The sequence below is a fragment of the Streptomyces sp. NPDC031418 genome (genome assembly GCF_055581605.1).
The window spans coordinates 224,251-243,968 of the sequence record NZ_JBVIJC010000004.1; the positions used below are offsets into that span (position 1 = coordinate 224,251).

Here is a 19,718-nt window from a genome sequence, read left to right on the forward strand (position 1 = left end):
GCCACGGCGCCGGGAGGGGCGGCGCCGTGGCGGGGGCGGGGTTACCAGGCCACCGGCAGGGACGTGACGCCGTGGATCAGGCGGCCCGCGGAGCGCGGTACCTGGTCGGCCGGGATGTCCAGTCGCAGCGTGGGGAACCTGCGCAGCAGGCTGCCGATGGCGATCTCCAGCTCCAGACGGGCGAGTCCGGCGCCGAGGCAGTAGTGGATGCCGTAGCCGAACGTCAGGTGCTGGGCGTCGGGGACGCGGGCGGTGTCGAGGGTGTCGGGCGCGGTGAAGTGGCCGGCGTCGCGGTTGGCGGAGGCCAGCGAGGCGAGGACCGCGGTGCCCGCCGGGACGAGGGTGTCGCCCAGCCGCACGTCCTCGGTGGCGATGCGCAGGGTCGCCTCGTCGCCCGGCGGGACGAACCGCAGCAGCTCCTCCACGGCGGCGGGGACCGCCCCGGGGTCGCGGCGGACCGCCTCGAACTGCTCGGGGTGGGTGAGCAGCGCGAGGACGCTGTTGCCGATCTGGTTGGTGGTCGTCTCGTGCCCGGCGATCAGGAGGGTGATCGCCAGGTGCAGCAGCTCCTCCTCGTCCAGGCGTTCGGCGTCCTCCTCGTGGATCGACACGAGGGCGGACAGCAGGTCGTCGCCCGGCTTTTCGCGCTTGGCGGCGATCAGGCCGCCCAGGTAGCCGGCCAGCCCGGTGTGGGCGGCGACGATCTGCTCGACCGGCAGCGAGACGGTCGACAGGACGGTGCCGGACCACTCGGCGATCTGCTCGCGCTCGTCCAGCGGGACCCCGAGCAGTTCGCAGATGACGGTCACGGGCAGCGGGAAGGCGAGGGCCGGGACGAGGTCGGCCGGGGACCCGGTCCGCTCCATCGTGTCCAGCAGCTCGTCCGCGCAGGCCTGGATGCGCGGCCGGAGCGCGGCGACCCGGCGGGCGGTGAACTCCCGCGAGACCAGTCGCCGTACCCGGGTGTGCTCCGGCGGGTCCATGCTGAGCAGGTTCTTGGCGTTCTGCGGCTCGGTGCCGATCCGGGGAGCGCCGGGCCGGGCGGTGGCGGCCCGGCTGAACCGGGCGTCGGAGAGGACGGTGCGCACCGCGTCGTAGTCGGTGACCAGGAAGGCGTGGTCACCGCTGGGCATCCGGATGTCCGCCACCGGGCAGCTCTCGCGCAGGCGCTTGTAGTGGGGACACGGTTCCAGGGCCGTGGGCCGCTCGAACGGGTAGTCGAGGGACTCCAGGGCGAGAGGGGTGTCGGTCATGCGACTCGGCCAATCTGTGAGTGGGGGGCGAGGGTCGGGCCGGGTGGCGGGTGGCCCGCTCAGCCGGTGCGGAAGCGGTTGATGGCCGGCTCGTGCCGGGCCCGCAGCTCGGGGTCGGTGACGCCGAGCCCCTCGCCGGGGGCGAGGCACAGCACGCCGACCTTGCCGTGGTGCCGGTTGGCGTGGACGTCGTCCACCGCCTGGCCGATCTCCGCGAGGGAGTAGGTGCGGGAGAGGGTGGGGTGGATGCGGCCCTTGGTGACGAGCCGGTTGGCCTCCCAGGCCTCGCGGTAGTTGGCGAAGTGGGAGCCGATGATCCGCTTGAGGTGCATCCACAGGTAGCGGTTGTCGAACTCGTGCCGGTAGCCGGAGGTGGAGGCGCAGGTGACGATGGTGCCGCCGCGGCGGGTGACGTAGACGGAGGCGCCGAAGGTCTCGCGGCCGGGGTGCTCGAAGACGATGTCGACGTCCTCGCCGCCGGTCAGTTCGCGGATGCGCTTGCCGAGCCGCTTCCACTCGCGCTGGTCCTGGGTGTGCTCGTCGCGCCAGAACCGGTAGTCCTCCGCGCTGCGGTCGATGATCGCCTCGACGCCCATGGCGCGGCAGATCTCCGCCTTCTGCTCGCTGGAGACGACACAGATCGGCACCGCGCCGCCCGCCAGCGCGTACTGGGTGGCGTACGAGCCGAGGCCGCCGCCCGCGCCCCAGATGAGGACGTTGTCGCCGACCTTCATGCCCGCGCCGTTGCGGGAGACCAGCTGGCGGTAGGCGGTGGAGTTGACCAGTCCGGGGGCGGCGGCCTCCTCCCAGGTGAGGTGGGCGGCCTTGGGCATCAGCTGGTTGGCCTTCACCAGCGCCAGCTGGGCCAGGCCGCCGAAGTTGGTCTCGAACCCCCAGATCCGCTGCTCGGGGTCGAGCATGGTGTCGTCGTGGCCCGCCGCGTCCTCCAGCTCGACGGAGAGGCAGTGCGCGACCACCCGGTCGCCGGGCTGCCAGCGGCGCACTCCGGGGCCGGTGCGCAGCACGACCCCGGACAGGTCGGAGCCGATCACGTGGTAGGGCTGGTCGTGCCGGGCGGCCGGGCCGCCGGTGCGGGCGTAGCGTTCGAGGAAGGCGAAGGTCGGCACGGGCGAGAACAGCGCGCTCCACACCGTGTTGTAGTTGACGGAGCTGGCCATGACGGCGACCAGGGCCTCGCCGGGGCCGGGCTCCGGGGTCGGTACGTCCTTCAGGTGCAGGGCCTTCGCGGGCTGCCGGTCGGCGAGCGGCAGCCCGTCGAACATGTGCTGCTCGTCCTTGAGCAGCACGGCGGCCCGGTAGGACTCCGGTACCGGCAGGGACGCGAAGTCGCGGGCCGCCGCGTCAGGCGACTCGATCGCGGCCAGCAGGTCGGCTATCACCACAGACTCCCGTGGGGCTAGGGGGTTCAGGTTCCGGCGGCGGTGGCCGTGCCGGCCGGCCACCGCCGTGGGCGGTCTCGCGGGGGGGGACCGCCCGGGGTGTCTACTGACCGAGCTTCACCGGCAGTTCGGTCAGACCGCGCATCACCAGTCCGGGCCGCCACTTCAGCTCGGCCGACGGGTCCAGGCGCTCCATCTTCGGGAAGCGCTCCAGCAGCTGGCGGAAGGCGATGTGGGCCTCCAGCCGGGCCAGCGGGGCGCCCAGGCAGTAGTGGATGCCGTAGCCGAAGGCCATGTGCTGGTTGGGGGTGCGCTCGGCGTCGAAGGTCATCGAGTCGTCGAAGACCTGCTCGTCGCGGTTGGCGGACAGCAGGGAGATGAGGACCAGTTCGCCCTCCTTGATGGTCTGTCCGCCCAGTTCCAGGGTCTCGGTGGCGACCCGGAAGCTGGCGCCGGGCACCGGGCTCTCGTAGCGCAGGAACTCCTCGACGGCGGCCGGGATCCTCTCGTGGTCGGCGCGCAGCCGGTCGGCCAGCTCGGGGTCGGCGAGCAGCAGGGCGGTGCCGTTGCCGAGCAGGTTCACGGTGGTCTCGTAGCCGGCGATGATGAGCAGGAAGCACATCGAGGTCAGCTCGTTCTCGGCGAGCCGGTCCTCGTTGTCCCGGGCGGAGATCATCGCGGACAGCAGCTTGTCGTCCGGCTCGGCCCGCTTCTGCTCGACCAGCTCGCGGACGTAGTGGACGAACTCGGTGACCACGTCGACCGGGAAGTTCTGGGTGCCGACGCCCGCGAGGTAGGCGTTGGACCAGGTGCGGAAGCGCTCGTGGTCGGCGACGGGCACGCCGAGCAGTTCGCAGATGACCTGCATGGGCAGCGGGTAGGCCAGGTCGTGGATGGCGTCCGGGTGCTCCTTGGCGGCCATCTTGTCCAGCAGGTCGCTGGTCATCTGCTCGATCATCGGCCGGAGCCGTTCGATCCGCTTGGCCGTGAACACGGAGGACACCAGCCGCCGCAGCCGGGTGTGGTCGGTGCCGTCGACCCGCAGCATGTGGGTGCCCATGCTGGCGCGGATCTCGGCGGGCAGCACGTCCTTGGCGACGATCCGGGTGCCGATCCGGTTGGACAGCCGGGCGTCGCCGAGGCCCGCCCGGCAGTCCGCGTACCGGGTGACCAGCCACAGCGGCACCCCGTTGGGCAGCTCGACCTGGAACAGCGGGCGCTGTTCGCGCAGCCGCTCGAACAGGTCGTGCGGGGACTTCACGCCGTACTCGGCGTAGAGGTCGGTGAAGGTGACCATGTGCGTTGTGCTCCTTGTGGTGCGTGCGGTCCTTGCGGTCCGAGCGGTGCGTGGCGGGAAGGGTGGTCAGTCGAGGGCGGGCTGCGGCTTCGCGGCCGGCGCGGGGGCCGGGGCCGGCGGCTTGAGCGGCGGGATGCCGAGCGCCAGCGCGCCGCCGGCCAGCAGCACCACGACGCAGATCCACAGGCCCGGGATGATGGCGTCGGTGAAGGCCGCCGGCGACTGGTAGTTGCCGCCCCGGCTGGTGAAGACGGTGGTCAGGACGGCGATGCCGAGGGCGCTGCCGATCTCGCGGACGGTGGCGTTGGTGCCGGAGGCCTTGCCGATGTCCTGCGGCTGCACCGAGGTGACCACGACGGTCGCGCTCGGCGCGAAGATCAGTCCGGTGCCGATGCCGCACAGCATGTACGGCACCACCATCTGCCAGTCGGCGGTGGCCGGGTCGGAGATCAGGGCGCACCAGGCCAGGCCGACGGCGGCGAGCGCCAGACCGGCGGCGATCAGCTTGCTGGCGCCCACCTTGGGGATGAGCTTGCCCGCGTACGGCGCGCAGATCGTCGGCATGACGGCCCACGGCAGGGTCCACAGACCGGCCACGAAGGGCGAGTGGTGGCGGACCACCTGGAGGTACTGGGCGAGGAAGAAGATCGAGCCGAACAGGCCGAAGTAGACGGCGAGCGAGGCGAGGTTGGTCAGGGTGAAGGCGCGGCTGCGGTAGATGCGCAGCGGGAGCAGCGGCTGGGCGGTGCGCCGTTCCCACAGCACGAACAGCACCAGCAGGACGGCGGCCGCGGCGTACTTGCCGAGCACCCGGGCGGAGGTCCAGCCGTACTCGCTGCTGTCCACGATGGCCCAGACGAGGGCGAGCACTCCGGCGGCGCCGAGGAGCAGGCCGAGCAGGTCGAGTCCGGCGGCCGCGCCCTTGCTCTCGCTGTGCACGCGCAGCACCAGCGGGACGGCGACGATGCCGATCGGCACGTTCAGCCAGAACAGCCAGTGCCAGCCGATGCCGGTGGTGATGGCGCCGCCGATCAGCGGGGCGATGCCGACGGCCAGGCTGCTGATGCTGGACCAGATGCCGATCGCGACGCCCCGCTTCTCGGCCGGCACGGCCACGGTGAGCATGGTCAGCGACAGCGGCAGTACGGCGGCCGCGCTCATGCCCTGGAGGGCGCGCAGGGTGACCAGGGCCGCGGTGGAGGTGGACAGGGCGCAGCCGATCGAGAACAGCACGAACAGCGACAGGCCGGAGACGAACACCGTGCGGCGCCCGAACCGGTCGCCGAGGCCGGCCGCGACGAGCAGCAGGCTGGCGAAGCCGAGGATGTAGCTGTTGGTGACCCATTGCAGGCCCTGGATCGAGGCGTGCAGGTCGTGCTTGATGGAGGCCAGCGCGTTGGTCACCACCAGGTTGTCCAGCGCCACCATGAACATCGGCAGGGACACGGCCAGGACGGTCAGTCCGAAGGACGGGCGAGCCGGGGCGGCCGGTTCGTTTGCCATAACGGTTCTTTCTGTGTCGGGGGATGCCCCGGCGACGGCGTCTGCGGCGTCGCCGGGAGGTCGGGAGAGGGTCCTATCGGCTGAACCGGGCCAGGTCCTCGGTCAGCGCCCGGGCCACCTTGGCGTTCTGCTCGGCCAGGTAGAAGTGGCCGCCGGGGAAGGTGCGCAGCGAGAAGCCGGCCTCGGTGTGCTCGCGCCACTTCTCCGCCTCGGCGGGGGTGACCTGCGGATCGTGGTCGCCCACCAGCACGCTGATGGGGCAGCGCAGCGGGGGTCCGGGTATGTACCGGTACGACTCCACCGCCGTGTAGTCGGCGCGGATGGCCGGCATGATCATGCGGATGATGTCGTCGTCCAGGAGCAGCCGGTCGTCGGTGCCGTTGAGCCGGCGGATCTCGGCGACGATGCCGTCGTCGTTCATGAAGCGGACGCCTCGGTCGCGCAGCCGGGGCGGGGCGGTGCGGCCGGAGGCGACCAGTCCGAGCAGCTCGGTGGCGGAGCCGGCTTCGAGGCGGCGGGCCACCTCGAAGGCCACGCAGGCGCCCATGCTGTGCCCGAACAGCACCAGCCGGCGGCGCGGGAGGGTCTCCAGCACGGTGACGATCTCGTCGGCGAGCCGGCCGATGTCGGTGATCGGCGGTTCGGCGCGGCGGTCCTGCCGGCCCGGGTACTGCACCGGCAGGACGTCCGCGACTCCGGCCAGGGCGTTGGCGAGCGGGCGGAAGTAGCTGGCGGAGCCGCCCGCGTGCGGGAAGCAGACCAGCGACAGGTCGGTGTCCTCGGGCGCCGGCTGGTAGCGGCGGATCCAGAGTTCTTGTGCAGTCAGGGAGTTGGTCATCCCCGTACCTCCGTGCGCAGCCAGGACGCGATGGCGTCGGCGGTTGTCCGATGGTGGGTGTCGAGCATCGAGAAGTGGTCTCCGGGTACGTCGACCACGTGGTGGGCGTGCTCCCAGCCGGGCCCCCGGCCGCCCGGCTCGGCGCCGGGGACCTCGGCGGTGGCGCGCAGGAGCAGCACGGGGGTGGTGAGCGGCTCCGGGGTCCAGTCCGCGAAGACCCGGAAGTATCCGCCCATCGCCACCAGCCGCTGGTCGTCGAGGAGTTCGGCGGCCTCCTCGTTCTCCAGCAGCTGGGAGACCATCAGCTGGGTGCTGGTGCGGTCCGCGCTGCGGGAGAAGGTGTCGGCGAGGACGACGGCGGCGGCCGGGGTGCCGAGCGCGGCCAGGTGCTCGGCGACGGCGTGCGCGATCCAGCCGCCGGAGGAGCGGCCGAGCAGCACCAGGGGGCGGCCGGCGGCGAGTTCGACGGCGGTCTCCGCGTGGGCGGCGACCAGGGCCGTGGCCGAGCGGGGCAGCGGCTCGCCGGCGGTGAAGCCGGGGTGCGGCAGCGCCCACACCTCGCCGGCGGCGCCGAGGGCCGCGCCGAGCCGCAGATATTCCTGTGGTCCCGAGACGGCGCTGAGCGAGGGCAGGCACACCACGGTGAGGTCGCCGGTGCCGGCGGTGATGCGCAGGGGTGCGGGCCAGCGGTCCGCGTCGGCGCGGGTGGCGAAGTCCGGGCGCAGCGCGGCGGCGGCGGTCAGCAGCTGGAAGCCCTCGGTGAGCCGACCGCTGTCGTGGGCCTGCCGGAACAGCGCGGTCAGCGGGTCGCCGGCGGGTTCGCCGGAGCTCTGGGCGAGCCGGTCGGCGAGGTGGGCGGCGAGCACGGTGACCGTCGGATGGTCGAAGACGAGGGTCGCGGGTAGGGACAGCCCGGTCGCGTCCCGCAGCCGGTTGCGCAGCTGGAGGGCGGTCAGGGACTCGACGCCCAGTTCGACGAAGGACCGGTCCGGGTCGATGTCCTCGGGTGTGGCGTGCCCGAGGACGGCGGCCGCGGCGGCGCGGACGTGGCCGGCGACCGCGGCGGCCCGCTCGGCGTCGTCGGTGAGACCGGCCAGGGTCCGGCGCAGCGTCTCGGTGTCCTCCTCGGCGGCGGGCGCGGGCGCCGGGGCCGCGGGGAGGGTGGCGGCGGGGGTGGCGGCCAGCCAGTACGAGCGCCGCTGGAAGGCGTAGCGCGGCAGTTCGACGCGCCGGGCGGGCGGCAGCGGCACGGTCCAGTCGACGGCGCCGCCGCGGACGTACAGCTCGGCGGCCGATTCCAGGAAGCGGGGCAGGCCGCCCTCGTCGCGCAGCAGCGAGCCGGTGACCGTGACGGCCCGGCCGGCGTCGGTGGTGTCGGCGGTCTCCGCGACGCCGCCGGTGAGCACGGGGTGCGGGCTGGCCTCCACGAAGTACCGGAAGCCGTCCTGGACCAGCAGCCGTACGGTGTCCTCGAAGCGGACGGTCTGCCGCAGGTTGCGGTACCAGTACTCGGCGTCCAGTTCCGTCCCGGTGAGCCGGGTGCCGGTGACCGCCGAGTAGAACGGCACGTCGGCGGGCTTGGGGGTGACGGCCGACAGCCGGGTGAGCAGCTCCTCGTGGACGGCCTCGACGTGCGGGGAGTGGGAGGCGTAGTCCACCGGGATCCGGCGCACCCGCACTCCGTCGGCCTCGCTCACGGCGAGGAAGGCGTCCAGGGCGTCGGCGTCTCCGGCGACCACGGTGGCGTTGGGTCCGTTGACCGCCGCGACGGCGATCCGGCCGTCCCAGGGGGCGAGCCGGGGCGCCACCCGGTCGGCGGGCAGCGCGACCGACACCATGCCGCCCCGGCCGGCCAGCCGGGTCAGTACCTGGCTGCGCAGGGCGACGACCAGCGCCGCGTCCTCCAGGGAGAGGGCGCCGGACACACAGGCGGCCGCGATCTCGCCCTGCGAGTGCCCGGCGACGGCGTCCGGGGCGATGCCGTACGACCGCCACAGCGCGGCCAGCGACACCATCACGGCGAACAGGGCCGGCTGGACCACGTCCACCCGGTCCAGCGAGGGCGCGTCCGGGTCGCCGCGCAGCACCCGGGTCAGCGACCAGTCGACGTGCGGGGCGAGGGCCTCCTCGCAGGCCGTGAGGCTCTCCCGGAAGACGGCGGAGGAGGCGGCCAGTTCGGTGGCCATGCCGGGCCACTGGGAGCCCTGGCCGGGGAAGACGAAGGCGGTACGGCCGACGGTCCGGGCGGCCGTCGTACCGCGCACGGTGCCCGGCGCGTCCCGGCCGTCCGCCAGGGCGCCGAGCCGGTCCAGCAGCTCCTCGCGGCCGTCGGCGACCACGACCGCGCGGTGGTCCAGCGCGGCCCGCCCGGTCACCAGCGACCAGGCCGTGTCGGCGCCGCGCTGCTCGGGGTGGGCGAGCAGATGGGCGCGGAGCCGGCCGGCCTGGGCGCGCAGCGCCTGGGGGGTGCGGGCGGACAGCACCCAGGGCAGGGGACCGGCGGCCGCCCCGGCCTCGGGCTGCTCCGCGCTCTCCTCCTCGGCCTGTTCGATGATGACGTGGGCGTTGGTGCCGCTCATGCCGAAGGAGGAGACCGCCGCGCGGCGGGGCCGGTCGGCCGCGGGCCAGGGGCGGGCCTCGGTCAGCAGCTCGACCGCGCCGGCCGACCAGTCGATCTGCGGGGACGGCGCGTCCACGTGCAGGGTCTTCGGCAGCGTCGCGTGCCGCATCGCCTGCACCATCTTGATGATGCCGCCCACGCCGGCCGCGGCCATGGTGTGCCCGATGTTCGACTTGAGCGAGCCCAGCCAGAGCGGGCTGCCGGCCGGGCGGTGCTGGCCGTAGACGGCGAGCAGGGCCTGCGCCTCGATGGGGTCGCCGAGCCGGGTGCCGGTGCCGTGCGCCTCGACGGCGTCGATGTCGGCGGGGTCCAGCCGGGCGTCCGTGAGGGCCTGCCGGATGACCCGTTGCTGGGCCCGGCCGTTGGGCGCGGTCAGACCGGTGCTGGCGCCGTCCTGGTTGACCGCGCTGCCGCGGACGACGGCCAGCACCGGGTGTCCGAGCCGCCGGGCGTCGGACAGCCGCTCCAGCAGCAGCAGTCCGGCGCCCTCGCCCCAGGAGGTGCCGTCGGCGGAGGCGGCGAAGGACTTGCACCGGCCGTCCGCGGCCAGGCCGCCCTGGGCGCCGAAGTCCGCGAACGCGCCGGGGGAACTCATGATGGTCGCCCCGCCGGCCAGGACCATCCGGCACTCGCCGCGGCGCAGCGCCTGGGCCGCCAGATGCAGCGCCACCAGCGACGACGAGCACGCCGTGTCGACCGTGACGGCCGGCCCCTCCAGACCGAGGACGTAGGCGATCCGCCCGGAGGCGACGCTGCCGGCGTTGCCGGTGCTGAGGTAGCCGAGGGCCTCGGCGGGGATGGCCTCGGCGCGGGTGGCGTAGTCGTGCAGGTTGAGGCCGGTGAAGACGCCCACCTGCTCGCCGCGGGCCGCGGACGGGTCGAGCCCGGCCGCCTCGAACGCCTCCCAGGCGGCCTCCAGCAGCAGCCGCTGCTGCGGGTCCATGGCGAGCGCCTCCCGCGGCGAGATGCCGAAGAAGTCGGCGTCGAACTCGTCCGCCTGGTGCAGGAATCCGCCGTGGCCCGCCCGGTCCTCGGGCCAGCCGCGGTTGTCCGGGAAGCCGGAGATGGCGTCCCGGCCGTCCGCCACCAGCTCCCACAGCCCGTCGGGGTCGGTGACCCCGCCGGGGTAGCGGCAGCTCATGCCGATGATCGCGATCGGCTCGTGCTGCCGTTCGGTCAGCTCGCGCACCTGCCTGCGGGCCTCGCGCAGGTCGGCCGTGGCGCGTTTGAGGTAGTCGAGGTACTTCGCCTCGTCGGTCACGGGCTGCGTGCTCACGGCGACTCCAGTTCGGCATCCAGCAGGTCGAAGATCTCCTCGGCGGTGGCGGACTCCAGGTCGGTGTCCGCCGCGCGGTCCGGCGTGCGGTCCGCCGGCCGGTCCCGGGGCCCGGTGAGGGCGCGCAACCGGGCGTAGATCTCCTCGTGTTCCGTGCCCTCGCCGGGCAGCGCGGCCAGCAGCGCCTCCAACCGGTCCAGTTCGCGGTGGAGTTCGGGCAGCCCGGACAGTTCGGCGGCCGCCTCCTCGGTCAGCCGGGCGGCGAGCGCGGCCGGGGTGGGGCAGTCGAACAGGACGGTCGGCGGCACCCGCAGCCCGGTGGCGGCCGTCACGTGGTCACGCAGCTCGACCGCGGTGAGCGAGTCGATGCCGATGTCCTTGAACGACTGCGCCGGGTCCACGTCGTCGGCGCCCGCGTGTCCGAAGACCAGGGCGGTGCAGCGGCGGACGATGTCCAGCAGGGTGCGCGCCCTTTCGTCCGGCGACTGGGCCAGCAGCCGGTCCCGGGCGCCGGGCGCGGCGCCGGGCGGCGCGGCCGCGGCGGCGCGCCGGGCCGGGCGGGCCGCCGGGGCGTCGCCCGGTCCCGCGCCGTGGGCCACGGACCGGGTCAGGCCGGCGGGGGCCGGGCGCAGTTCCACGGAGTCCGCCGACGCGACCGGCTGCCCGGCCGGGTCGGCGAGCAGCAGGGAGACCGCGTCCGGCCCGGCGGGGGCGATCCGGACACGTACGGCGGTGGCCCCGGTGGCGTGCACGGACACGCCCGTCCAGGCCAGGGGCAGCAGGCCGGCCCGGCCCGTCAGGCCGAGGGCATGCAGCGCGCCGTCCAGCAGGACGGGGTGCAGCCGGTACCGGTCCGCCTGCGGTGCCTCGGCCGGGTCGAGGGCCAGCTCGGCGTACAGATCGGCGTCGCGCCGCCAGGCGGCGCGCACGGTCCGGAACAGCGGCCCGTGGTCGAGCCCGGCCTGCGCCAGCCGCTCGTACAGGTCCTCGACGGCGGCGGGTACGGCACCCGCGGGCGGCCATACGGCGAGGTCGGCGTCCCCGGCCGGACCGGCGGGGCGCAGTGTGCCGTACGCGTTGCGGGTCCAGCCGCCGGGGCCGGGCGTGCCCTCGGGCCGCGAGTGCAGTTCGACGGCGCACCGGTCGCCGGTCGGGGTCGCGGTCAGCCGGAGCTGGAGAGCACCCTGCTCCGGCAGGACCGGCGGGGTCTCCAGGGCGAGTTCCTCGACGAGGGCGCAGCCGGTCTCGTCGCCGGCCCGCAGCACCATGTCGAGCACGGCGGAGGCGGGCAGCACGGGTGTCCCGGCGAGGGTGTGCTGGTCGAGCCAGGACTGGCTGGCGGCGCCGAGACGGCCGGTGAACAGCAGCCCTCCGGTGCCGGGCAGTTCGACGGCTGCGCCCAGCAGCGGGTGGTCGGCCGGGCCGAGTCCGGCGGCGCCGAGGTCCTCGGGCCGGTCCGGCAGCGCGTCCAGCCAGTACCGCTGCCGCTGGAAGGCGTAGGTCGGCAGTTCCGTGCGGGGCGGGCGGGGGCCGTCGAACGCGGCCGACCAGTCCACCGGGGTGCCGCAGAACGCCGGCCAGTCCACCGCGACGCCGTGCACATGCAGCTGGACGACGGCCCTGGTGAGGCTCTGCGTCTCGCCGGTGTTGCCGCGCAGGGCGGGGACGAAGGTGCCGGTCTCCGCATCCGGGGGCAGGCAGTTGGGGCCCATCGCGGACAGCACGCCGTCCGGGCCGAGCTCCAGGAAGGTGGTCACCCCGTCGGCGGCCAGTGCGCCCACGGCGTCGTGGAAGCGCACGGCCTGCCGGACATGCCGGATCCAGTACTCGGGGTCGGCGAGTTCCCCGGCCGTGACCGGGCCGCCGGTCAGGGTGGAGAAGAACGGCGTGTCGACCGGGGTGAACCGGACACCGCGCGCCACCTCGGCGAAGGCGTCCAGCATCGGTTCCATCAGCGGCGAGTGGAAGGCGTGGCTAACCTCGAGCCGCTTGGTCTTGCGGCCGGTCGCGCGCAGGTGTCCGGCGATGTCGAGGACGGCCTCGGCGGCACCGGACAGCACGACGGCGGACGGACCGTTGACCGCGGCGATGCCGACCCGGTCGGTGCAGTCCCCGATCAGTTCGAGCACTTCCGCCTCGGTGGCCTGTACGGCGACCATGGCGCCGCCGGCCGGCAGGGCCTGCATCAGCCGGCCGCGGGCCGCCACCAGGGCCGCCGCGTCCGCCAGCGGGAACAGCCCGATGGCATGGGCGGCCGCCAGCTCGCCGATGGAGTGCCCGGCCACGGCGTCGGGGCGGATGCCCCAGTGCTCGACCAGCCGGTGGAGGGCGACCTCCAGGGCGAACACGGCGGGCTGGGTGAAGCCGGTCTGGTGCAGCAGAGCGGCCTCGGGGCTGCCCTCGGCGGCGAAGACGATCTCCTTCAGCGGACGGTCGAGGTGCCGGTCGAGTTCGGCGCACACCTCGTCGAAGGCCGCCGCGAAGACCGGGTGGGCGTCGTACAGTTCGCGGCCCATGCCGAGGCGCTGGCTGCCCTGCCCGGTGAAGAGGAGGGCGAGCCGGCCGGTGTGCGGGCGGCCCTGCGCGACTCCGGCCGCGGGCTCCCCGGCGGCCACGGCGGCCAGGCCGCCGAGGAGCGCGTCGCGGTCCTCGGCCACCACCACGGCCCGGTGGTCGAAGGTGGTGCGGCTGGTGAGCAGCGTGTACGCCGCCGCGCTCAGGTCGAGTCCGGGGCGCTCGGCGACGAAGGTGTGCAGCCGCTCGGCCTGGGCGCGCAGCGCCGCCTCCGTCCGGCCCGAGACGATCCACGGGATCGGGCCGAGCGCCGCGTCGGCCGCCTCCTCCTCGGCCTCGGGGGCCTGTTCGAGGATGACATGGGCGTTGGTGCCGCTCAGCCCGAAGGAGGAGACGGCCGCACGGCGCGGCCGGTCGACCTCGGGCCAGTCCCGCCGCTCGGTCAGCAGCTCCACCGCGCCCGCGGACCAGTCGACGTGCGAGGTCGGCTGATCCACGTGCAGGGTCTTGGGCAGCACACCGTGCCGCAGCGCCATCACCATCTTGATGACACCGCCGACACCGGCAGCGGCCTGGGCATGGCCGATGTTCGACTTCAACGAGCCGAGGAACAGCGGCTGTTCGGCCGTACGCTCCTGCCCGTACGTCGCGAGCAGCGCCTGCGCCTCGATCGGGTCACCCAGACGCGTACCCGTGCCATGCGCCTCGACGGCGTCGACATCCGCGGCGCCCAGCCGGGCATCGGCCAGTGCCTGCCGGATCACCCGCTGCTGCGACGGCCCGTTGGGCGCCGTAAGACCGTTGCTCGCACCGTCCTGGTTGACCGCGCTCCCCCGGACGACGGCCAGGACAGGGTGCCCCTGCTTGAGGGCATCCGACAGACGCTCCACGACCAGCACGCCCACGCCCTCGGCCCAGCCGGTGCCGTCCGCGCCCTCCGCGAAGGCCTTGCAGCGGCCGTCCGGGGAGAGGCCGCGCTGGCGGCTGAAGTCCAGGAAGGCGGCCGGGGAGGACATCACCGTGACACCGCCGGCCAGCGCCATCCGGCACTCGCCGCGCCGCAGCGCCTGCACCGCCAGATGCAGGGTCACCAGGGAGGAGGAGCACGCCGTGTCGACCGTGACCGCCGGGCCTTCGAGGCCGTAGGTGTACGACAGCCGGCCGGCCGCCACACTGCCGGCGGTGCCGGTGCCGCGGAACGCCTCCAGCTCCTCGGGGATGGCGCGCAGCCTGGTCAGGTAGTCGCGGTTCATCAGGCCCATGTAGACGCCGGTACGGCTGCCCCGCAGCGAGGCCGGATCGATCCCCGCCCGCTCGATCGCCTCCCACGACGTCTCCAGCAGCAACCGCTGCTGCGGATCCATGGCAAGCGCCTCACGCGGCGAGATACCGAAGAACCCGGCATCGAACTCCGCCGCGTCGTGCAGGAAGCCACCCTCCCGCGTGTAGACCTTCCCCCGCACCCCCGGATCAGGGTCGTACAACCCCTCCAGATCCCAGCCACGATCCGTCGGGAAACCCGAGACGCCATCGGAGCCGGTGGCCACCAACTGCCACAGGTCGTCGGGTGAGTGGACCCCTCCGGGGTAGCGGCAGCCCATGCCGATGATGGCGATCGGCTCGTCCTCCGGGTGGGTGACGGTCTCCTCCGCGTCGGTGCCGCTCTCGGCGAGGAGTTCGCGGCGCAGGTGCTCGGCCAGCGCGGCCGGTGTGGGGTAGTCGAAGACGAGGGTCGGGGGCAGCGCCAGGCCGGTGCGCAGGCCGAGGGCGTTGCGCAGTTCGACGGCGCTCAGCGAGTCGACGCCGAGGTCGCGGAAGGTGTGCGTGGTGCCGATGGCGTCGGCGGTGGCATGCCCGAGGACGGTCGCGGCGTGCGTGCGCACCAGGTCGAGCAGCATCGCGTCGCGTTCGCCGGCGGGCAGTGCGAGCAGCCGGTCGCGGAGCGTCGTCGCGGGTGCGGCGGCCGCTCGGGCGGCCGGGCGGGGGGCCCGCACCAGGCCGCTGAGCAGCGGCGGCACCTGCCGGCCGGACCGCGCGGCGGTGTCCAGGCGCATCGGGAGCAGGGCGGCCCGGTCGGCGCCGAGGCAGGCGTCGAAGAGGGCCAGACCCTCCTCGACGGCGAGCGGGGCGAACCCGGCCCGGGCGATTCGGGCGAGGTCCGTCTCGGCCAACTGTCCGGTGATGCCGCTGCGTTCGGCCCACAGGCCCCAGCCGAGCGAGAGGGCCGGCTGTCCGGAGGCCCGGCGGTGGGCGGCGAGCCCGTCCAGGAAGGCGTTGGCCGCCGCGTACGCGCCCTGGCCCGCGCCGCCGAAGACCCCGGCGGCGGAGGAGAACAGGACGAACTGTGCGAGGTCCAGGCCCTGGGTGAGTTCGTGCAGGTGGAGCGCGGCGTCTGCCTTGGGGCGGAGCACCGCGTCGGCCTGTTCCGGGGTGAGGGACTCCAGCAGTCCGTCGGCCACGATCCCGGCCGCGTGGACGACTGCGGTCAGCGGGTGCGCGTCCGGGATCCCGGCCAGCAGGGCGGCGAGGGCGGGCCGGTCGGCCGCGTCGCAGGCGACGACCGACACGGTGGCGCCCAGCTCGCCCAGTTCGGCGGTCAGCGCCTCGGCGCCGTCGGCGGCCGGGCCGCGGCGGCTGGTCAGCACCAGGTGGCGGACGCCGTGCGCCGTGACGAGGTGCCGGGCGAGGGCAGCGCCGAGGGTGCCCGTGCCGCCGGTGACCAGGACGGTGCCGTCGGGCCGGAACCGGGCCGCCGCACCGGCGGCCGCTTCGGTGCCCGGGGCCGTGGTCCCGTCGGCGCCGGTCCTGAGGTCGGCGCGGGCCAGCCGGGCCACCGACCAGGCGCCGTCGCGGACCAGGAACTGGGGCTCGGGGCCGAGGACGGCGGTGGTGAGCGGGTCTTCCGGGCGGTCGGTGTCGACCAGGACGAAGCGTCCCGGGTGCTCGTTCTGCGCGGACCGCAGCAGGCCGTGCAGCGCCGCCCCGGCCGGGCTGGTGACCTGCTCACCGGTCGCGCCGCTGGTGACGAGGACCAGCCGGGCGGCGGCGCACCGCGGCTCGGCGAGCCAGTCCTGGACCAGGCGCAGGGTGCGGTGGACGGCGTCGTGCAGGGCGTCGAGCGCGGGCTGTTCGCGGACGACGACCACGTCCGGCACGGTGGCCCGGCCCGCGTCGACGGCGGCGAGGAGGGCCGCCAGGGTCGGGTGGTGGTCGTCCTGGGCGGGGCCGACCCGGATCCAGCTGCCCGGCGCCAGCGGCTCGGCCGCCTCGGCCGGTACCCAGTCGAGCCGGTACAGCGCGTCCGCCGTCGCCGTGGCGCCCAGCGCCTCGGCGGTGACCGGGCGGACCGTGAGCGACTCCACCGAGGCCACCGGCAGGCCGCTCGGGTCGGCCACCGCGAGCGCCATCGCGTCGGTGCCGGCCGGGGTCAGCCGCACCCGCAGGGTGTCCGCGCCGGTGGCGAAGAGCCGTACACCGGACCAGTGGAAGGGCAGCCGCGGGCCGCCGTCGCCGTCCTGTCCGGCCAGGCTCCAGGCGTGCAGGGCGCTGTCGAGCAGGGCGGGGTGGACGCCGTAGCCGCCGGTGGCCTCCGGGTCGGGGTGGACGCCGTGGCCGCCGTCGGTCTCCGGGTCGGGCAGGGCGACCTCGGCGAAGATCTCGGTGCCGCGCCGCCAGGCCGCGCGCAGGCCGCGGAAGGCCGGGCCGTAGTCGAGTCCGGCGGCGGCGAGACCGTCGTACAGCGTGTCCACGGGGACGGGCCGGGCGCCGCGCGGGGGCCACTCGGTGAGGTCGAAGCCGGGTTCCCCGGTGTCGGCGGCGAGGGTGCCGGTGGCGTGCCGGGTCCAGGGCCGGTCGGCGACGTCGTCGGGCCGGGCGTGGACGGTCAGCTCGCGCCGGCCCGCCGCGTCGGCGGCGCCGACCGCCAACTGGACCTGGACACCGCCCTGTTCGGGCAGGACGAGCGGGGCCTGGAGGGTTAGTTCCTCGAGCAGCCGGCAGCCGGTCAGGTCGGCCGCGTGGAGCGCCAGGTCGACGAGGGCGGTGCCGGGCAGCAGCACCGTACCGGCCACCGCGTGGTCCGCGAGCAAGGGGTGGGTACGGGGCGACAGCCGGCCGGTGAGCAGCAGCTCGTCGGCGCCGGCCACCGACACCGCCGCGCCCAGCAGCGGATGGTCGGCCGCGCCCAGGCCCAGGTCGGCCGGGCGGGCGGTACCGGCGGCGGCCGGGGAGCCGGTGAGCCAGTAGGGGGTGCGCTCGAAGGCGTACGTCGGCAGCTCGACGCGGCGCGGGCCGAGATGGGCGAAGAGGGCGTCGGCGTCGAGATCGGCACCGCCCACGTACAGCTGGGCGAGCGCGGTCAGCAGGGTGACGGGCTCGGGGCGGCCCTCGCGCAGGGTGGGCAGCAGCACCGCGTCGCTGTCGTCGGCCAGGCACTCGCGGCCCATCAGGGACTGCATGGCGACCGGGCCGAGTTCCAGGTAGGTGCCGACGCCGTCGGCCTCCAGGGTGCGCATGCCGTCCAGGAAGCGGACGGCGCCGCGGACATGGCGTCCCCAGTACTCCGGGGTGCGGAGTTCGTCCGGGTCCGCGAGCCGGCCGTCGAGGCAGTTGATGACCGGGAGGCGCGGCGGGTGGAACTCCAGTTCCCGGACGGCGGCCACGAAGCGGTCCAGGATCGGCTCCATGTGGGCGGAGTGGAACGCCCGCCCGAAGGACATCCGGTGGGTCCGCCGGCCGGCGGCCTGCCACTCGTCGCCGATCCGTGCGACGAGTTCCTCGTCACCGGAGATGACGACCTGCCGCGGGCCGTTGACCAGGGCGACGTCCACCGTGCCGGAGCGGCCCCGCAGCGAGGCGCGGACCTCCTCCTCGGACGCCTCGATCGCGACCATGGTGCCGCCGGGCGGTGTCTGCTGGAGCAGCCGGCCCCGGGTGGTGACGAAGGCCGCCGCGTCCGCCAGGCTGAGCATGCCCGTCACATGGAGCAGGGCGGAGTCGCCGTTGGAGCCGCCGAAGACGACGTCGGGGCGGATTCCCCAGTGCTCGATCAGCCGGTAGAGGGCGACCTCGAGGGCGAACACCGCCGGGTGCCCGTACTCGGCCTGGGCCAGCAGCGCGGCTTCCGGGCTGCCCTCGGCCGCGAAGACGATGTCCTTGATCGGCCGGCTCAGGTGCCGGTCCAGGGCGGCGCAGGCCTCGTCGAAGGCCGTCGCGTAGAACGGGAAGGCGTCGTACAGTTCGCGGCCCATGCCGAGGCGCTGGCTGCCCTGGAAGGTGAACAGGAAGGCCAGTCCGCCGTCCCGGCGCTCGCCCCGGACGACTCCGGGCGCCGGTTCCCCGGCCGCCAGCGCGGCGAGCCCGGACAGCAGCTCGGCCCGGTCCTGGGCCAGCACGACGGCCCGGTGCTCGAACCCGGGGCGGTGGCGCAGCAGGGAGTACGCCGTGTCGACCAGGTCGAGTCCGGGGCGCTCGGTGACAAAGGTGTGCAGCCGCTCGGCCTGGGCGCGCAGCGCCTCGGGGGTACGGGCGGACAGCACCCAGGGCAGCAGCCCGTGCGGCGGGCGTGCGGCGGCCTCCGGCTGCTCGGGCTCGGGGGCCTGTTCGAGGATGACATGGGCGTTGGTGCCGCTCAGCCCGAAGGAGGAGACGGCCGCACGGCGCGGCCGGTCGACCTCCGGCCAGTCCCGCCGCTCGGTCAGCAGCTCCACCGCGCCCGCGGACCAGTCGACGTGCGAGGTCGGCTGATCCACGTGCAGGGTCTTGGGCAGCACGCCGTTCCGGAGCGCCATCACCATCTTGATGACACCGCCGACACCGGCGGCGGCCTGGGCATGGCCGATGTTCGACTTCAACGAGCCGAGGAACAGCGGCTGTTCATTTGTGCGCTCCTGCCCGTACGTCGCGAGCAGCGCCTGCGCCTCGATCGGGTCACCCAGACGCGTACCCGTGCCATGCGCCTCGACGGCGTCGACATCGGCGGCGCCCAGCCGGGCATCGGCCAGTGCCTGCCGGATCACCCGCTGCTGCGACGGCCCGTTCGGCGCCGTAAGACCGTTGCTCGCACCGTCCTGGTTGACCGCACTCCCCCGGACGACGGCCAGCACCGGATGCCCGTTCTTGAGAGCATCCGACAGCCGCTCGACCAGCAGGACGCCGACGCCCTCGCCGAAGCCGGTGCCGTCCGCACTCTCGTCGAACGCCTTGCAGCGGCCGTCCGCGGACAGCCCGCGCTGCCGGCTGAAGTCCAGGAAGGACGCCGTGGACGACATGACGGTGACACCTCCGGCCAGCGCCATCCGGCACTCGCCGCGCCGCAGCGCCTGCACCGCCAGATGCAGTGCCACCAGCGACGACGAACACGCCGTGTCGACGGTGAGCGTGGGCCCTTCCAGGCCCAGGGTGTAGGCGATGCGCCCGGCCCCGATGCTGCCCGCGGTACCGGTGCCGAGGTGGCCCTCCAGGTCCTCGGGAACACCGGATATGTGCACGGCGTAGTCGTGGTACATCAGGCCCATGTAGACGCCGGTACGGCTGCCCCGCAGCGAGGCCGGATCGATACCGGCCCGCTCGATCGCCTCCCACGACGTCTCCAGCAGCAACCGCTGCTGCGGATCCATGGCAAGCGCCTCACGCGGCGAGATACCGAAGAACCCGGCATCGAACTCCGCCGCGTCGTGCAGGAAGCCACCCTCCCGCGTGTAGACCTTCCCCCGCACCCCCGGATCAGGGTCGTACAACCCCTCCAGATCCCAGCCACGATCCGTCGGGAAACCCGACACACCATCGGAACCCGTGGCCACCAACCGCCACAGCTCCTCCGGGGAGCGCACCCCGCCGGGGAAGCGGCAGCCCATGCCCACGACGGCGATCGGCTCGTGCGCCTTCGCGTCGACGTCGCTGAGCCTCTGGTTCGCCTGCCGCAGCTCGGCCGTCATCCGCTTCAGGTACTCGAGGAGTTTTTCCTGCTCTGCCATCGCCTTGTGCAACGCCTTTCAACATTCACAGTCAGGTGGTCCG

General features: G+C 74.3%; 7 protein-coding genes. All 7 read right to left on the reverse strand.

Annotation, left to right across the window (positions count from 1 at the left end; genetic code table 11):
- Positions 1 to 41: 41 nt before the first annotated feature.
- Complete coding sequence (locus tag ACZ5CZ_RS07120; protein WP_385845984.1) at positions 42 to 1,253, reverse strand: cytochrome P450; 1,212 nt, start codon at positions 1,251 to 1,253, stop codon at positions 42 to 44.
- Positions 1,254 to 1,312: 59 nt separating this feature from the next.
- A complete protein-coding gene (ccrA, locus tag ACZ5CZ_RS07125; protein WP_385845991.1) occupies positions 1,313 to 2,650 on the reverse strand; it encodes a crotonyl-CoA carboxylase/reductase in 1,338 nt (445 codons plus the stop codon).
- A 106-nt stretch (positions 2,651 to 2,756) separates the two neighbouring features.
- Positions 2,757 to 3,950, reverse strand: coding sequence for a cytochrome P450 family protein (locus tag ACZ5CZ_RS07130; RefSeq protein ID WP_468939950.1), 1,194 nt, complete (start codon positions 3,948 to 3,950; stop codon positions 2,757 to 2,759).
- Between the two features lie 66 nt (positions 3,951 to 4,016).
- The gene (locus ACZ5CZ_RS07135; protein WP_385845986.1) at positions 4,017 to 5,453 is read right to left on the reverse strand and encodes an MFS transporter; all 1,437 of its coding nucleotides are present in this window, start codon (positions 5,451 to 5,453) and stop codon (positions 4,017 to 4,019) included.
- A 73-nt stretch (positions 5,454 to 5,526) separates the two neighbouring features.
- A complete protein-coding gene (locus ACZ5CZ_RS07140) occupies positions 5,527 to 6,291 on the reverse strand; it encodes a thioesterase II family protein (RefSeq protein WP_385845987.1) in 765 nt (254 codons plus the stop codon).
- Positions 6,288 to 10,172, reverse strand: coding sequence for a type I polyketide synthase (locus ACZ5CZ_RS07145; RefSeq protein ID WP_468940176.1), 3,885 nt, complete (start codon positions 10,170 to 10,172; stop codon positions 6,288 to 6,290). The genes ACZ5CZ_RS07140 and ACZ5CZ_RS07145 overlap by 4 nt, the downstream gene beginning before the upstream one ends.
- Positions 10,173 to 10,183: 11 nt before the next feature.
- The gene (locus ACZ5CZ_RS07150; protein ID WP_468939954.1) at positions 10,184 to 19,675 is read right to left on the reverse strand and encodes a type I polyketide synthase; all 9,492 of its coding nucleotides are present in this window, start codon (positions 19,673 to 19,675) and stop codon (positions 10,184 to 10,186) included.
- Positions 19,676 to 19,718: the final 43 nt, after the last annotated feature.